General features: G+C 62.5%; 18 protein-coding genes. 12 read left to right on the top strand and 6 right to left on the bottom strand.

Annotated features, from left to right (window positions below; translation table 11 throughout):
- Position 1: 1 nt before the first annotated feature.
- Positions 2-655: a thiamine phosphate synthase gene (locus tag AC1RT2_RS10565; protein WP_493101694.1), complete on the bottom strand. Its 654-nt coding sequence runs from the start codon at positions 653-655 to the stop codon at positions 2-4.
- A 93-nt stretch (positions 656-748) separates the two neighbouring features.
- Here AC1RT2_RS10565 and AC1RT2_RS10560 point away from each other — a divergent pair, with 93 nt between their 5' ends.
- Positions 749-1519 carry a sulfite exporter TauE/SafE family protein gene (locus AC1RT2_RS10560; RefSeq protein WP_069061184.1) on the top strand — a complete coding sequence of 257 codons (771 nt, stop codon included), beginning with the start codon at positions 749-751 and terminating at the stop codon, positions 1517-1519.
- 62 nt (positions 1520-1581) lie between these two features.
- Positions 1582-1842, top strand: a complete 261-nt coding sequence (locus tag AC1RT2_RS10555; protein WP_069061183.1) for an ArsR/SmtB family transcription factor — start codon at positions 1582-1584, stop codon at positions 1840-1842.
- Between the two features lie 193 nt (positions 1843-2035).
- Here the strand turns inward: AC1RT2_RS10555 and AC1RT2_RS10550 are convergent, their stop codons facing one another.
- Positions 2036-2209, bottom strand: a complete 174-nt coding sequence (locus tag AC1RT2_RS10550; RefSeq protein ID WP_069061182.1) for a YdcH family protein — start codon at positions 2207-2209, stop codon at positions 2036-2038.
- Between the two features lie 216 nt (positions 2210-2425).
- Between AC1RT2_RS10550 and AC1RT2_RS10545 the strand changes: the two genes are divergently transcribed.
- The 6 genes from AC1RT2_RS10545 to AC1RT2_RS10520 all read left to right on the top strand — a co-directional run bounded on the left by AC1RT2_RS10545 (position 2426) and on the right by AC1RT2_RS10520 (position 6285).
- Positions 2426-2629 (top strand): YdcH family protein, encoded by a 204-nt coding sequence (locus AC1RT2_RS10545; RefSeq protein WP_069061181.1) that lies wholly within the window; start codon positions 2426-2428, stop codon positions 2627-2629.
- A 51-nt stretch (positions 2630-2680) separates the two neighbouring features.
- Complete coding sequence (gene purE / locus AC1RT2_RS10540) at positions 2681-3148, top strand: 5-(carboxyamino)imidazole ribonucleotide mutase (RefSeq protein WP_069061632.1); 468 nt, start codon at positions 2681-2683, stop codon at positions 3146-3148.
- The gene (locus tag AC1RT2_RS10535) at positions 3145-4203 is read left to right on the top strand and encodes a 5-(carboxyamino)imidazole ribonucleotide synthase (RefSeq protein WP_493101691.1); all 1059 of its coding nucleotides are present in this window, start codon (positions 3145-3147) and stop codon (positions 4201-4203) included. Before purE ends, AC1RT2_RS10535 begins: the two co-directional genes overlap by 4 nt.
- 169 nt (positions 4204-4372) lie before the next feature.
- A complete protein-coding gene (ykgO, locus tag AC1RT2_RS10530; protein WP_024271182.1) occupies positions 4373-4498 on the top strand; it encodes a type B 50S ribosomal protein L36 in 126 nt (41 codons plus the stop codon).
- 67 nt (positions 4499-4565) lie between these two features.
- Positions 4566-5183 (top strand): tetratricopeptide repeat protein, encoded by a 618-nt coding sequence (locus AC1RT2_RS10525; RefSeq protein WP_069061179.1) that lies wholly within the window; start codon positions 4566-4568, stop codon positions 5181-5183.
- Positions 5184-5277: 94 nt separating this feature from the next.
- A complete protein-coding gene (locus tag AC1RT2_RS10520) occupies positions 5278-6285 on the top strand; it encodes an alpha/beta fold hydrolase (protein WP_493101826.1) in 1008 nt (335 codons plus the stop codon).
- 11 nt (positions 6286-6296) lie between these two features.
- On the opposite strand, the gene pyk is transcribed toward AC1RT2_RS10520, so the two are convergent.
- A complete protein-coding gene (gene pyk, locus AC1RT2_RS10515) occupies positions 6297-7736 on the bottom strand; it encodes a pyruvate kinase (protein ID WP_069061177.1) in 1440 nt (479 codons plus the stop codon).
- Positions 7736-8146 carry a DUF1036 domain-containing protein gene (locus AC1RT2_RS10510; RefSeq protein WP_493101824.1) on the bottom strand — a complete coding sequence of 137 codons (411 nt, stop codon included), beginning with the start codon at positions 8144-8146 and terminating at the stop codon, positions 7736-7738. Before AC1RT2_RS10510 ends, pyk begins: the two co-directional genes overlap by 1 nt.
- A 261-nt stretch (positions 8147-8407) precedes the next feature.
- On the opposite strand from AC1RT2_RS10510, the gene AC1RT2_RS10505 reads away from it, so the two are divergent.
- The 3 genes from AC1RT2_RS10505 (at position 8408) to AC1RT2_RS10495 (ending at position 9998) form a co-directional block, all read left to right on the top strand.
- On the top strand, positions 8408-9196 hold the full coding sequence (locus tag AC1RT2_RS10505; RefSeq protein ID WP_493101688.1) for an N-formylglutamate amidohydrolase: 789 nt from the start codon (positions 8408-8410) through the stop codon (positions 9194-9196).
- A gap of 17 nt (positions 9197-9213) precedes the next feature.
- Positions 9214-9519, top strand: a complete 306-nt coding sequence (locus tag AC1RT2_RS10500; RefSeq protein ID WP_493101686.1) for a DUF1244 domain-containing protein — start codon at positions 9214-9216, stop codon at positions 9517-9519.
- Between the two features lie 212 nt (positions 9520-9731).
- Positions 9732-9998 (top strand): DUF2312 domain-containing protein, encoded by a 267-nt coding sequence (locus AC1RT2_RS10495; protein WP_493101684.1) that lies wholly within the window; start codon positions 9732-9734, stop codon positions 9996-9998.
- A 76-nt stretch (positions 9999-10074) separates the two neighbouring features.
- On the opposite strand, the gene mepK is transcribed toward AC1RT2_RS10495, so the two are convergent.
- Positions 10075-11889 (bottom strand): peptidoglycan L,D-endopeptidase MepK, encoded by a 1815-nt coding sequence (mepK, locus tag AC1RT2_RS10490; protein WP_493101682.1) that lies wholly within the window; start codon positions 11887-11889, stop codon positions 10075-10077.
- A 175-nt stretch (positions 11890-12064) separates the two neighbouring features.
- The gene (locus tag AC1RT2_RS10485; RefSeq protein WP_069061172.1) at positions 12065-13597 is read right to left on the bottom strand and encodes a sigma-54-dependent transcriptional regulator; all 1533 of its coding nucleotides are present in this window, start codon (positions 13595-13597) and stop codon (positions 12065-12067) included.
- A 167-nt stretch (positions 13598-13764) separates the two neighbouring features.
- Between AC1RT2_RS10485 and AC1RT2_RS10480 the strand changes: the two genes are divergently transcribed.
- Entirely contained in the window at positions 13765-15618 is a 1854-nt protein-coding gene (locus tag AC1RT2_RS10480) for a M3 family oligoendopeptidase (protein ID WP_069061171.1), read from the top strand.
- Positions 15619-15622 lie beyond the last annotated feature (4 nt).

The raw sequence follows: 15622 nt of genomic DNA, 5'->3' as shown, positions 1-15622 counted from the left end.
ACTATTCCCCAAACCGTGGCGCTTTTTCGTCAAGGAGAGCGTTGACGGCAGCAATTACATGCGGCGCCTGCGCGGGATCGGCAAACACCGCCTTGTCGAGCGCCACGAACTCCGCGCCGGTCTCGGCTGCGGCAAGCGCCGACTGCGGATCCGTGCCGCCGAGCACGATGCAGGGAATTTCCACCATCGAGGCCCACCATTCGGCAAGCGCCAGGTTCTTCGGGTGCGCTTCCGGCTTGATGTCACCGCCGATCTTGCCGAAGAAGATGTAATCCGGCTGCACATCGCCGATCTCCAGCGCCTTGTGCCGGTCGGTGGCGTTGCCGCCGCCGACGATAAGCTGCGGCGTGAACTTCTCCACGGCCTCGGCCAGCTCCCCGACGGCACCCGTCACATGAATGCCATCGGCCTTCACACGGCCCGCGACCCGCGTATCGCCGGCGACAAGGGCCGCGGCGCCAGCATTCTGCACGATCGCCACCAGCACTTCGGCATGTTTCTGGAACAGGCCGTCATCGAGACCGTATTGCGGCAGGATCACCGAGGCAACGTCACCGCCCTTCAGCGCGCCTTCCAGCATTGCGGCGCGCGCGGAAAGGTCGTCGCCCTCGGGCAGGATCAACACCAGGCGGCAGCGGTTTTCGACGTCGGACATGAATGGGCACTTCCCTTGGGTTCAGATAGTCGGGGCTCGTCATAACAGATCAAAGCGGTTAGACGGAAGAACGAACAGGATCAATCGCCCTCCATGTCCATCGACCCCTCCATCTACTACGCTGCCATCCCTGCGGTTCTCCTGGTCGGCCTGACGAAGGGCGGGATGGGTGAGGCGCTGGCACTGATGGGCGTACCGCTGCTCGCCATGGCCGTGCCGCCGGTGCAGGCCGCCGCGATCCTGCTGCCGATCCTCGTCGTGATGGACTGCGTCTCGCTCTGGATCTGGCGCGAGCACAACGACCGCACGCTCTTGAAAATGCTGCTGCCCGGCGCCCTGCTCGGCATCGCCATCGGCTGGGCGACCTCGGCCTATGTGCCGCGCGATGCGTTGCGCCTCATCATCGGCCTCATCACCGTGCTCTTCGCCGTTCGCTATTTCTATATCAGCTGGCGTGCGCGCCACGGCCATATCGTGCAGGCGAAACCGCATCGCCTCCTCCCCGCCGCCTTCTTCGGCACGCTTTCCGGCTACGGCAGTTTCGTCGCGCATGCCGGCGGCGCACCTTTCCAGGTCTATGGCCTGCCGCTGAAACTGCCGCCGCGCGACTATACCGGCGCCGCCGTACGCTTCTTCGCCATCCTCAACTTCATCAAGCTCGGCCCCTATTTCGCGCTCGGCCAGCTCGACACGACAAATCTCACCATCTCTGCCACGCTCGTGCCGCTTGCCATCGTGGCGACGGCTCTCGGCGGGTTCATGGTCAAGCGCATGAAGCCGGAAGTCTTCTATCCCTTCATGTACGCCATGGCCTTCATCGCAGGCCTCAAGCTTGTCTATGACGGCGTGGGCGCCTTCGTCTAAAGCGTTACTTTGCAGCGCACAAAATACTTGCCGCAAATGCTGCTTTGCCATAGCGTTCAGCCATGGCGCACCCCGATCCCTTCGCTGCGATTGCCGATCCAAACCGCAGGTTCCTGCTGGAGGAACTGCGGCGTGCACCGCGCACCGTCAATGAACTCTCCGAAGGTCTGCCGATCAGCCGCCCGGCCGTCTCCCAGCACCTGAAGGCGCTGCTCGATTCCAATCTCGTCAGCGTGAAATCCCAGGGCACAAAGCGCATCTACGCGATCAACGCCAAGGGTTTCGACGGGCTCAATCTCTGGCTCGACCAGTTCTGGGCCTGAACAGAGCCCACCGCCCCGTCTTAAAACAGAACGCCCCGGCGCGCGTTTCAAGCGGGCCAGGGCGTCTCGACGTCTACGATTTCATTTTACGGAAGTGGTTTCGCGAAACGGGCTCCTACCCTGGTCCTCCCATACAGACCATGTGTATTCGCGACATGCCTCCCTTTAAATTTCTGGAAAAATCCCTGTCTTTTCAGTGAGCTGAGGAGCGAAGACGCTCAATCTCATCTTTGATGCGCAGCTTGCGACGCTTGATGTCCGCGATCGTCTGGTCCTCCGAGGAGGGGCGGATAACTGCAGCATGCAGCTCTTCCTCCAGAGCAAAATGCTTCTTTTCCAGCGTAGCCAGATGGGCCTCAATCGTCATGTGACAGTTCCTTCCTTTTGCTTACGCCCGGTCATTCACACGCCGGGTGGTCCAGGTTGCAACAGAACTAGTGTGCCATGTCATTTTTCATTTGTCGAAGGCGAAAACGTGGCAAGGGATAACTTCCCGTTACCAGGGGTTTCGTGGTAGGAGCACCCTTTATCGAGAATGGAGACAGGTGGGCGAACCACCTCTCCGCCGAGGGGAACGAATAGCATGCCAGACCAGGACCAGGCTGAATTGCGGCTTGCCGTTGCACGGCTGCGCCAAGAACACGAGGATTATGATGCCGCGATCAACGCCATGATCCAGATCGGCAGCGAAGCCCTCAGAATCCAGCGCATGAAGAAGAAGAAACTGGGCCTGAAGGACAAGATCTCCAGACTGGAAGACCAGATCATCCCCGACATCATCGCCTGAACCGGACGAGAAGCCTTGGACACAACAGAAACGCCCCCCGTCGCCATCATCATGGGTAGCCAGTCCGACTGGGAGACGATGAAGAACGCTGCCGATACGCTGGATGCGCTCGGTGTCGACTACGAGGCCCGCATCATTTCGGCGCACCGTACCCCGGACCGGCTCTACAGCTTCGCGCGCGGCGCCAAGGCGGAAGGCTTCAAGATCATCATCGCCGGTGCAGGCGGCGCGGCGCACCTGCCGGGCATGGCGGCGGCGATGACGCCGCTGCCGGTCTTCGGCGTACCGGTACAATCCAAGGCGCTGTCTGGCCAGGATAGCCTGCTCTCCATCGTGCAGATGCCCGCCGGCATTCCCGTCGGCACGCTCGCCATCGGTCGGGCCGGCGCCGTCAACGCCGCGCTGCTGTCCGCCGCCGTGCTTGCGCTGAGCGATCCGGAACTGGCCCATCGCCTCGACGAATGGCGCGAAAACCAGTCGAACGCTGTAGCAGAATATCCCGTGGACGGCCCGCTATGACGGTCCGCACGATCGGCATCGTCGGCGGCGGCCAGCTCGGCCGCATGCTGGCCATGGCCGCAGCTCGCCTCAACCTGCGCACCGTCATTCTGGAACCGCAGGCCGATTGTCCGGCTGCCCAGGTTGCCAACGCCCAGATCGTCGCCGCCTATGACGACCCGGATGCGCTTGCCGAGCTTGCCCGTCTCTCCGACGTCGTCACCTACGAATTCGAGAACGTGCCCGTCTCGGCCGCCGAAGCGCTGGGAAGTGCCGTTCCCGTCTACCCGCCGCCGCGCGCGCTGGAAGTCTCGCAGGACCGGCTGGTCGAAAAAAGTTTCATCCGCGATTGCGGCATCGTCACCGCCGATTTCGCCGCGGTGGACAGCCAGGCCGACCTCGAGGCAGCCCTCGACCGCTTCGGCGGCGTCGGCGTCTTGAAGACGCGCCGGCTCGGTTATGACGGCAAGGGGCAGCGCCTCTTCCGCTCGCCGGCCGAAAGCCGCGATGGCGCCTTCGAGGCGCTTGGCGGCGTACCGCTGATTCTCGAAAGCTTCGTGCCCTTCGAGCGGGAAATCTCCATCATTGCCGCACGTGACGGCGACGGCACGATCGCCTGCTATGACCCGGCGGAAAACGTCCACCTCAACGGCATCCTGCACACCTCCACCCTGCCCGCTTTGGTGAACGAATCGACGGTGGACCAGGCACGCAAGGCGGCACGGGCGATTCTCGACCAGCTCGACTATGTCGGCGTCATCGGCGTGGAATTCTTCGTGCTTGCGGATGGCGGGCTCGTCGCCAACGAGATCGCACCGCGCGTGCACAATTCCGGCCACTGGACGGAGGCCGCCTGCATCGTCTCGCAGTTCGAGCAGCATATCCGTGCCGTCGCCGGTCACACGCTCGGCGATCCCCGCCGCCATTCGGATTGCGTGATGCAGAATCTCATCGGCGACGACATCGACGAGGTTCCCGCCTGGCTCGCCAAGCCCGGCGTGCTGGTCCATCTCTACGGCAAGACAGAAGCCCGTCCCGGTCGAAAAATGGGGCATATCACGCAAATTCTCGACTGAGACAGACTGGAAAACCAGCCGGAAGCGCGGAAAACCCGCCGCTTGCGGTTGACAGGACAAAGACCACAGGGTACATGCCTGCCAACCCGAAAGCGCGCCCGAAACGGCGCGTTTTTGATTGAAGAAATCCGGCGAGCTCGTATCGCCCTGCAATACGCGGATCAGAAAAATGAAGATCAAGAATTCGCTCAAGTCGCTCAAGGCTCGCCACCGCGAAAACCGCCTTGTTCGCCGCAAGGGCCGCATCTACATCATCAACAAGCAGAACCCGCGCTTCAAGGCTCGTCAGGGCTGATCAAGCGTCGCGGTCACCTGTGGTGATCGAGAAATATTGATTTGAAGTTCGGCGCTGGCGGTCTACCATGGCCGCCATGCGCTTTTTCATGCTTTGTACAATCTGCCTTTCCCTCTCTCTCATCGGCTCCGCACCGACCGCTGCTTTTGCGCAGTCGGCGGACAAGGCCTCGCTTGACGCCTCCTCCGGCGCCTTCACGACGCCTGCCCAGCGCCTCGACAAACTGTTCGGCGAACTGAAGCGCGAGGCGAATCCGGACGCGGCCACCGGCATTTCGAACCAGATCCGTCGGGAATGGCAGGATTCCGGCAGTGCCACGATCAACCTGATCATCCAGTGGGCCGACAAGGCCGTGAGCGAGGAAAAGAACGCCGCGGCGCTCGATTTCCTCGACGAGGCGATCCGCCTGAAGCCGGACTATGTCGAGGGCTGGAACCGCCGCGCAACGCTGCATTTCAAGATGGGCAACTATCGCAAGTCGATGTCCGACATAAACCAGGTGCTCGCCATCGAGCCACGCCACTTCGGCGCGCTCGCCGGCATGGCGGCGATCATGCAGCAGACCGGCCGCGACGAGATGGCACTGAAGGCGTGGGAACGCTTCCTGGAGGTCTACCCCACCGAGCGGCAGGCACAGAAGGAGCTGGGCGAGCTCGCGGAAAAGCTGACCGGCCAGCGGACCTGATTGCCGTGCCGGAGCGGCGGCATTGCGCCGATCGCGGCGATATCGGTATCGATACTCCAACCCGGACCCTTCCTTGCCCTCCCCTATCCGCCTCATGCTGACAGTCCTTCTCGCCGCGCCCTTTGCTCTTGCGCTCGCCGGTTTCGTCTTCACCGCGTGGAAGACGCGCGCCATCGAACGGCAGTTCCCGAACATCGGCGAACGCATCAACGTGGGCGGCCTCACGATGAACAGCGTGTTCGTCCCGGCCGGTGCCACGGCCGACCTGCCGCCCATCGTCTTCATCCATGGCGCGAGCGGCAACCTTCGTGACCCGATGCATGCCTTCCGGCAAAAGCTAGAGGGGCGGGCGGACCTGCTGTTCCTCGACCGGCCGGGCCACGGCTACTCGGACCGGGGCGGACCGGAGAACGCCTGGCCGGACGGCCAGGCCAACGCCATCGCGCGGCTGATGGACAAGCGCGGCATTGGCAAGGCGATCATTGTCGGCCATTCCTTCGGCGGCGCCACGGCCGCAAGCTTCGCGCTGGGGCACCCGGACAAGACAGCCGGCCTGCTCCTCCTCGCGCCGGCAACCCATCCCTGGCCCGGCGGCGTCGACTGGTACTATGATCTGGCGAAGATGCCGGTCATCGGCTGGCTGTTCACCCGCATCGCGGCGCTACCCGCCGGCCTGTCGCGCATCGAGACCGGCACCCGCTTCGTCTTCGCCCCGAACCCGCGCCCGGACGATTACATCGAAGCCACAGCCCCCGCACTCGTGCTGCGGCCGACCACCTTCCGCAACAATGCAATCGACGTCGCGAGCCTGCTTGACTATGTCGGCCGCGTGCAGCCGCGCTACCACGAGATCCACACGCCCACGGTCATCATCACCGGGGACAAGGATGGTGTCGTCTATGAGGAAATCCACTCACGCGGGTTGGCGCGCGACATCGCGGGATCGGAACTCGTCTGGATCCGCAATCTCGGCCACAAGCCGGATTACGTCGTGACCGACCTTGCCATCGAAGCGCTTGAGAAGATCGCCGGCAAGGATCGCGACCTCCAGGAATCAGCAAGGCGGGCCGAAGCCCGCCTTGCAAAGGATCATGAAGAGTAAAACAACTCCGATCAGACGCCGCTGACACCGTCGGCGCCGATATAGGCGATGCGCAGCATGTTCGTCGCACCGGGCGTGCGCAGCGGAACGCCGGCCGAAACGATGATGCGGTCGCCCGGCTTGCCGAATTCTTCCGCAACGACGATGCGGCAGGCGCGGTTGACCATGTCGTCAAGATTTTCCGCGTCACCCGTGACGACGCAGTGCAGTCCCCAGACGACCGAGAGGCGACGTGCCGTCTCGATGACCGGCGACAGCGCCAGCACCGGCACTTCCGGCCGCTCGCGCGCGGCGCGCAGGCCCGTCGTGCCCGACGAGGTGTAACAGACGATAGCCGACAGCTTCAGCGTCTCGGCGATCTGGCGGGCGGCGAGCGAGATGGCATCGGCGCCGGTGGCTTCCGGTGCTGCACGCTGGGCGTAGATGATGCCCGGATAATGCGGGTCGCGCTCGACCGTGCTGGCGATCGAGGCCATGGTGGAGACCGCTTCGACCGGATAGTCGCCCGAGGCGGACTCGGCCGAGAGCATGACGGCGTCCGCGCCTTCGAAGACAGCGGTTGCGACGTCCGACACTTCGGCGCGGGTCGGCACCGGTGCGGAAATCATCGATTCCAGCATCTGCGTTGCGACGACCACCGGCTTGCCGGCGCGGCGGCAGGCGCGGATGAGCTGCTTCTGGATGCCGGGAACGGCTTCCAGCGGCATTTCCACGCCAAGATCGCCACGCGCCACCATCAGCGCGTCGGAAAGCTCGATGATCTCGTCGATGCGTTCGACGGCCTGCGGCTTTTCGATCTTCGACATCAGGCCGACGCGGCCGCGCGCGATCTTGCGCACTTCGACCAGATCCTCCGGACGCTGGATGAACGAGAGCGCAACCCAGTCGACGCTACCGGTCGCAAGCACGGCATCGAGATCGATGCGGTCCTTTTCCGTCAGCGCACCGACGCCGAGAAGCGTGTCGGGCAGGCTGACGCCCTTGCGGTCGGAGATCTTGGTGCCGGAGACAACCGTGCAGACGATCGACTTGCCGTCGGACGATTCGGCGCGCAGGTGCAGCTTGCCGTCGTCGATCAGAAGGCGATGGCCGGGCTTGACCGCCTCTAGGATTTCCGGATGCGGCAGGTAGACGCGGTTGTTGTCGCCGGGCTCGTCCTTGTTGTCGAGCGTGAAGGTCTGGCCGGGTTTCAGCTCTTCCGAACCGTTGGCAAACTTGCCGACGCGCAGCTTCGGGCCCTGAAGGTCGGCAAGGATGCCGATCGGTCTGCCGCAGCGCGCTTCGACCGCACGAATGCGGCTGATCAGCGAGCGCATCACATCGTGGCTGGCATGGCTCATGTTGATGCGGAACAGGTCTGCTCCCGCCTCATGCAGCTTCTGGATCATCTGCTCGTCAGACGATGCCGGCCCGAGCGTGGCGAGGATTTTGACTTTTCTGTTCCGTCTCATCAGTTCTGGCTCTCCTGCGTCCCTGGCGTATCGGAAAGCTGTACCATCCAGCTTCCCTGCCGTCCTGTGTCATATTCCTTGAAGCCCATGCGCTGGAACCCGCGCGCGAAGCAATCCTCGACGCCGGTGATCTTGAACTCGTTTTCGGCGACGCACATGTTGACGTCCCCGGTCCAGCGGCCGCCGCGGGCGGCGTCTTCGGCATAGAGGTAGTAATAGCGCGACTGCAATTCGCCCTCGATCAGCGTGGCGCAGGTCGTTGCCGGCACCTGCCACCAGCCTTCGGTCATCCAACCTTCCTTGGCGCGGTAGCCGATGGCGACGCCGACAAGGTTTTGCGTACCGTTGCAGACACGGAATTCCGCCTTCGCCTCATCCGGAACGGAAAGGGCGAAGAAGCCCGCAAACAGGAAAAGCCCAGCCTGGAAAAGGCGGCTGGCTTTCGGGAAAAACGGGCGATAGCTCTTGGTTCTCACGGCTTCCGATGGAACTCCGTTGATTTGAATAAGCGCTTTCTTGCGACGCCGGGGCATGAATGTCAACGCAACATCAATCGATTACATTTTCACAAAAGGAGAAGGAATCTTTCTGCAACCGCAGGCTCCCGAAGCTTGCGAGCCGGGTCGCCTCATGCAATCAGTCGCAGGCGCAGCGCACAATCGGCAAAAGACATGCACGACCATTCCCCTTTCGAGATCATTGACGGCGACACGGGTCTCGGGCTCGTCGTTCTGGCAGACCATGCCACCAATCTTCTTCCTTCGCGTTACGGCCGGCTCGGCCTGCCGGACAGCGCTTTCGAACGCCATATCGCCTACGATATCGGCGTCGAGGGCGTGGTGCGCGGCCTGAACGCCCGGCTGAACGTGCCGGTCGTCATGAGCCGCTTTTCCCGGCTGCTGATCGACCCCAATCGCGGCGAGGACGACCCGACGCTCGTTATGCGCATTTCCGACGGCGCGATCGTTCCAGGCAATCACCCAATCACATCAGAAGAATGGCAATACCGGCTGGAAAGCTTCCACCGCCCCTATCACGATGCCGTGTCCCGCACGATCGGCGCGGTGGCAAAAAAGACCAACAAGGCACCGCTCGTCATCTCCATGCATTCCTTCACACCCGCCTGGAAAGGCGTGGCGCGGCCCTGGCAGGTGACGGTACTCTGGGATAGCGACCACCGCGCCGTCCGCCCCCTGCTCTCCGAACTGGAAGCGCTCGGCGACGTCGTGGTGGGCGACAACGAGCCCTATGACGGGGCACTGCGCGGCGACACGATGTTTCGCCACTGCATGAAGCCCGGCATCGCGCATGCGCTCATCGAAATCCGGCAGGACGAAATCGGCAGTGAGGCCGGCATTGCAAACTGGGTCGAGCGGCTTGTTCCCATCCTCGGCCGGTTGAACGCCGACGAGACCCTGCACACATACGAGATATTCCCCTCCCGCACCGGGCCCTATTGAGCCCCGAGGATGAGACGATGAGCGATCTGAGCAAAGAGCAGCAGACGGAATTCGAGGCGGCAGCCTTCCGGCGCCTTGTGAATCATCTGCGCGAACGCAGCGATGTGCAGAACATCGACCTGATGAACCTTGCCGGCTTCTGCCGCAACTGCCTGTCCAACTGGTATCGTGATGCGGCAAACGAGGCGGGCGTTCCGCTCGACAAGGACGCTTCGCGCGAAATCGTCTACGGCATGCCCTATGAACAATGGCGCGAACGCTACCAGCGCGAGGCGAGCGATGCCCAGAAAACAGCTTTCGAGGTCAACCGCCCGAAGGAATGACGCCGCGTGCGGGAAAATCCTTAGCGTATTTCCGCTTTTCTTCGAATCGCGAAAAAGCTCTACCTCTTTGTTTTTACGCAATTCCCGACGCAAAATCGCTACGCACTTTTGCTGGGATTGCTCCAGGCAACGCGCGATAGGCCTTGATCTTGCCGGAAGTTCGCGGCAAGTCACGGCACCTTTGAATTTCTAGCCTATCCAAGGAGAACATCATGTCGGATGCCCACGGCGTCGCACGCGACCAGCTTCGCGCATTCATCGAGCGCATCGAGCGTCTCGAGGAAGAAAAGAAAACCATCGCCGACGACATCAAGGACGTCTATGGCGAAGCCAAGGGCACCGGCTTCGATGCCAAGATCCTGCGCAAGGTCATCCAGATCCGCAAGCAGGACAAGGACGAGCGCATGGAACAGGAAGCGATCCTCGACACCTACCTCCAGGCCCTCGGCATGCTCGAACTGCCGCCGGAAGCTGAATAAGCGTCTCGCGAAGCACCCAAAGAAAAACCCCGCCGGATCGCTCCAGCGGGGTTTTTTGTTGGATTGTTTCCGGCGCTTAGTTTTCGCGGCCTTCGAACTTGCGGACTTCCATGAAGTTGACCGCAGTGCCGCTGAAGCGGCCGGCATCGATCGACTTCTCCTCCGGCTGGAAGCCGGCCATGTAGACGGTGGTCGGTGCTGCCCGCAGTTTCCGGCTGACGAAGCGCGGTGCCTTGACCGGCTTGGACAGCGTCGCGACGCGGTCCTGGGTCAGCGCCCACTTCGAGAGAATCTTCTGGTTCAGCTTCGGCTCGGTGCGGATCGCGCCGCGGCTTGCCGCGTCAGCATCCTTCTTCTTCGGGCGACCGCCCTTGGATGCACTCTCCTCGGCAGGCTTGCCGTCAAAGGCATCGAGGCCGGCAATCGAACGGCTGCCGCTGTCTCGCGTCGAAACGAGCGCCGCCATCTCGACCGGGTTGCCCTGCGTCTCGCCCACCGTCGGGTCAGCAAGTGCGGCAAGGCCGGAGCGATCGGCAGACCGCGGCAATGCGACATCCGCTTCCGCAGCCGCCATCAGCGCCGTCTGCGACTGGTCCAGCTCGACCTGCGGACGCAGGCCCGGAACGGGAACCATGGCCAGTTCTTCGGCATCCTCGACCGCCGCTTCGGCAGTCATGACAGTGCCAGCCTGAGCATCGCCCGGCACGGCGTCGCCGGCCTGGTTGCGTGCACCGAGCGTGACAGGAACCGGGATCTTATAGGAGGCAAGGTCCTCGAATTCAGGCTTCTGCTCTTCGACCGTCGCCGCTTCGAGGGCTGCAACAGCGCCGCTCGTCGTCGGAGCAACAAGCGCAAGCTCGCTGGTCGTCGTCTCGGCGGCCTTGAAGGCCGGACGGCTGCCTGGAACCGGCGCCGTGAACGCCAATTCCGTTTCGGCCTCGGTCGCGATCGGCTTCTTGTCGTCAACGGCTTTCGCCGTCGCACCGCCCGATGCACCACCTTCATCGAAGGAATCGGCAATCGTGACGTTGCTGCTTGCAATCATTTCGGGTTCTTCATCCTCGTCGCCACCGCCGCCGAAGAGCGCAGCAAGGAAGCCGCCCTTGCGCTTGGATGCGCTCGGCGTCGAGCCGCCACCGGCAACCTCGATGGTGTTTGCGCCGACGCGACGCTTGTAATCCGCAACCGCCTGCTGGTAGCCCGGTAGCGGCTTGCCATCGGTCGGCAGGTGCATGGTCTTGCCGTCCGGGAAGATACGGGTGAGTTCTTGGCGGCTCATGCGCGGCCAGGCGCGCACGCTGCCTACGTCGAGATGCACGAAGGGCGAACCGGAGGTGGGATAATAGCCGACGCCGCCGACCTGGAATTTGACCGCGGTGGCGCGCAGCGTCGCGAGCTTGACGCCCGGAATATAGAAGTCCATCGCCTTGCCGAGCATGTGCTGGCTCTTCTTCGCGACGCCCTTGGAGCGCGAACGCAGCATGCCGTTCGTCGCGGGCGAGCGATAGGCGGAAACGACGTTGATATAACCCGTGCCGCCAGCCTTGGTGTAGACTTCCCACACGAGGTCGAAAAGCCGCGGATCCATCTTCGTCGGCTCGTTGCGGCGCCAATCGCGCAGAAACGTATTGAGCTGCTTCAAGCCGCGCTGGTCATAACGGCCATTGCGCTTGAAGGTGATCTCGGCTTTTTCCTTGGTATGGATGAAATAGAGCTTGAGCGTGCGGTTGCCGCTCTCGGCCTGAACCGTCGCAGGAAAGGCCGTGGGCAGAATGAGGGCGGCAGAAAGCACGGCCGTAGACAGCGCCTTGGGCAGCTTGTGCAACAGTGCTTTGCAGAGGCTGCGCAGGGAGGCCCCTGGGCGCTTCATCGATGCGAACAAATTTGCCAACTCTTTCCCCGTCCGAAGGACAACGAACGTCCGTTATCCCAAATGACTGCCAATTGCGGTGAGAGCATGGCAAATCCGCCACACTCGTCATCCCGCACCCGTTATAGTGAACAATCCACTAACAGGAAATAAACGGCAATCGAGAAATCGCAAGTGGCCGGGATTCCAAGGGTTTTTACGCAGCTTCTTTCACAGGATTGTCTGGGTCGATGCCATAGTCCTTTAGTTTGCGATAGAGAGTCGAACGGCCAATGCCCAATTTTCGGGCAACCTGGCTCATCTGGCCATGATAAAATTTCAGGGCAAAGCGGATCAATTCCTCTTCCACCTCGGCGAGTTTGCGCACATGGCCGCCCTTGTCGACGCTGAGAATGGCGTTGTCCGGGCCGGTATCGGCGCTTGCTGATTCGGCCGGCCGGAAGTCCGGATAGACGCTCGGCAGGCGGGATTCCGAACCGGGATCGGGCAGGCGCTGGCTTGTCGCTTCCCAGGTGATGGCACCATCTTCGGCGAGCCCATAGCCCGGAACCTGCGCGGCGATCTGTGGGAAGTCGGCCGCATTCAGCTCGGCACCTTCCGACAGCACGACGGCGCGGAAGATCGCGTTTTCGAGCTGGCGAATATTGCCCGGCCAGTCATAGGAGGTCAGCAACGCCATGGCGTCGGCGGAAACACCGAGCGGACGGGCAAGCTTCTGCTCACCGGCAAATCGCTGCACGAAGGCGCGCACGAGAACCGGAATGTCCTCCTTGCGCTTGCGCAGCGCCGGAATGGTGATCGGGAAGACGTTCAGGCGATAATAGAGGTCTTCGCGGAAGCGGCCTTCGCGCACCTCGTTGATGAGGTCGCGGTTGGTCGCGGAGATGAGGCGTACGTTGACCTTCTGCGGGAAGCGCGCGCCGATCGTCTCGATCTCGCCCTGCTGCACGGCGCGCAACAGCTTCACCTGCACCTCGAGCGGCAGGTCGCCGATCTCATCGAGGAACAGTGTGCCGCCATCGGCTTCCATGAATTTGCCGGTATGCCGCTCGGTCGCACCGGTGAAGGCACCCTTCTCGTGGCCGAACAGGATGCTTTCGACCAGATTGTGCGGGATGGCGCCGCAATTGACGGTGACGAAGGGCTTGTGTGCCCGCTCGCTCGCCGCCTGGATGGCACGGGCCACCATTTCCTTGCCGACGCCCGATTCGCCTTCCAGCACCACAGGAATGTTCGACTGTGCGGCGCGGCGGCCGAGTTCGATGACACGCAGCATTTCGGGGCTGGCCGAAACGATGTCGTCGAAATGCACGCTCTCGGTGCGGTTGCGGCGTCCGCCGCGGCTGCGACCTTCGCGCTGGTCCATCTTCAAGGCATTGCCGACGGCAACACCGAGACGTTCCGGCGAAACCGGCTTCACCACGAAATCGAAGGCACCGGCGCGCATGGCCATGACGACCGTCTCGATGCCGCCCTGCCCGGTCTGCACGATCACGGGAATGGTATTCTCCCGCTCGGCGAGGGCGTCGAGGAAGGCCGAACCGTTCATTTCCGGCATCATCAGGTCGAGCAGGATCACATTGATCAGGCCGCCCTTGCGATCGAGCATATCAAGGCCGGCGCGGCCGTTTTCCGCCATATGGGCGACATGGCCGGAGCGCTCGATCATGTTCTTCAACAGCCTGCGCTGGACAGGATCATCGTCGATGACAAGAATATGGGCCGTCACTGGAACCTCCTTGCCTCTAGACATGCATCATGCATGCCCAAGGGAACTGAACACCAGCGAACCTTGGCAGAAAGGGTTGAACATGCCGTTTTGAGAAAGGCTTGCATTTTAACCATTGCCGACGCAAGCAAGGCGACCGATCCGACCACCTGGAAGAGAGATGGAATATGACCCGAAATTTTGTTGAACCCCGTATCGACTTCGCACCGGCCGACGCTGCCGCTGCCGCCGAGCTGGGCGATCTTCCGGGCTGGAACCTCGGTGATCTTTACCCCTCGCAGGCCTCGCCGGAATTCCAGAACGACATGAAGAAGGCGGAAGCGGATTCGCTTGCCTTCGAAGCCAAATGGAAGGGCAAGCTGGACGCCGCGACGGAAAAGACCGGTGACGACGGCATCGGTGCCGCCGTGCGCGAATTCGAAGCACTGGAAGACGTGATGGGCCGCATCATCTCCTTTGCCGGCCTTACCTATTTCACCAACACGACCGATCCGGCGAACGGCAAGTTCTACGGCGACATGCAGTCGAAGCTCACCGATCTCGGCGCGCATCTCCTGTTTTTCTCGCTTGAACTCAACAGGATAGCGGATGACCGCATCGACGCGGCGCTGAACAATGATGCGCTCGCGGGACACTATCGCCCGTGGATCGAGGACCTGCGCAAGGACAAGCCCTACCAGCTCGACGACAAGACGGAGCAGCTCTTCCTCGAAAAGTCGATGACGGGTGCGGCCGCCTGGAACCGGCTCTTCGACGAGACCATGGCGTCGCTGCGCTACACGATCGACGGCGAAGAAGTGCCGCTGGAAATCGCCCTCAACCAGCTCCAGTCGCCCGATCGCGACGCCCGCCGCGCGGCGGCGCAGGCGCTGGCCGCGACCTTCAAGGAAAACATCCGCACCTTCACGCTGATCACCAACACGCTCGCCAAGGACAAGGAAATCTCCGACCGCTGGCGTGGTTTCGCCGATATCGCCGACAGCCGGCACCTGGCAAACCGCGTCGAGCCGGAAGTCGTCGCAGCCCTTGCCGCGGCCGTGCGCGAAGCCTATCCGCGCCTCTCCCACCGCTATTATGCGATGAAGGCGAAATGGCTCGGAATGGAGCAGATGGAGTTCTGGGATCGCAATGCGCCCCTTCCCGAGACATCCGACGCGACAATCTCCTGGGACGAGGCGCGCGACACCGTACTGTCAGCCTACGGCGCCTTCGCGCCTGAGATGGCCGACATTGCCAAGGACTTTTTCGACAAGGGCTGGATCGATGCGCCGGTACGCCCCGGCAAGGCGCCGGGCGCCTTCGCGCATCCGACCGTGCCGTCTGCGCATCCCTATGTGCTCGTCAACTACATGGGCAAGCCGCGCGACGTGATGACGCTCGCCCACGAACTCGGCCATGGCGTGCATCAGGTGCTCGCCGGCGGCCAGGGCGCGCTGATGGCGTCGACGCCGCTGACACTTGCCGAGACCGCCTCTGTCTTCGGCGAAATGCTGACCTTCCGCAGCCTGCTCGACAAGACGAAGGACAAGCGCGAACGCAAGGCCATGCTCGCCCAGAAGGTCGAGGACATGATCAACACGGTCGTGCGCCAGATCGCCTTCTATGAATTCGAGCGCAAGCTGCACACCGCCCGCAAGGAGGGCGAACTGACCTCCGACCAGATCGGTGACCTCTGGCTCTCCGTGCAGGAGGAAAGCCTCGGCCCGGCGATCCGGATTTCCGAGGGTTACGAGACCTACTGGGCCTACATCCCCCACTTCATCCACTCGCCCTTCTACGTCTACGCCTATGCCTTCGGCGATTGCCTGGTGAACTCGCTCTACGCCGTCTACAGCCAAGCCGACGCGGGCTTCCAGACCAAGTATTTCGACCTGCTCAAGGCCGGCGGCACCAAGCATCACTCGGAGCTCCTGAAGCCGTTCGGCCTCGATGCCAGCGATCCGTCGTTCTGGAGCAAGGGACTGTCGATGATCGAGGGGCTGATCGACGAGTTGGAAGCGCTTGATAAGGCCTCCTCTTAAAAGA

The sequence above is a fragment of the Shinella sp. GW821-FHT11G07 genome (genome assembly GCF_058808115.1).
This window is presented reverse-complemented; position numbering and strand designations above follow the sequence as displayed.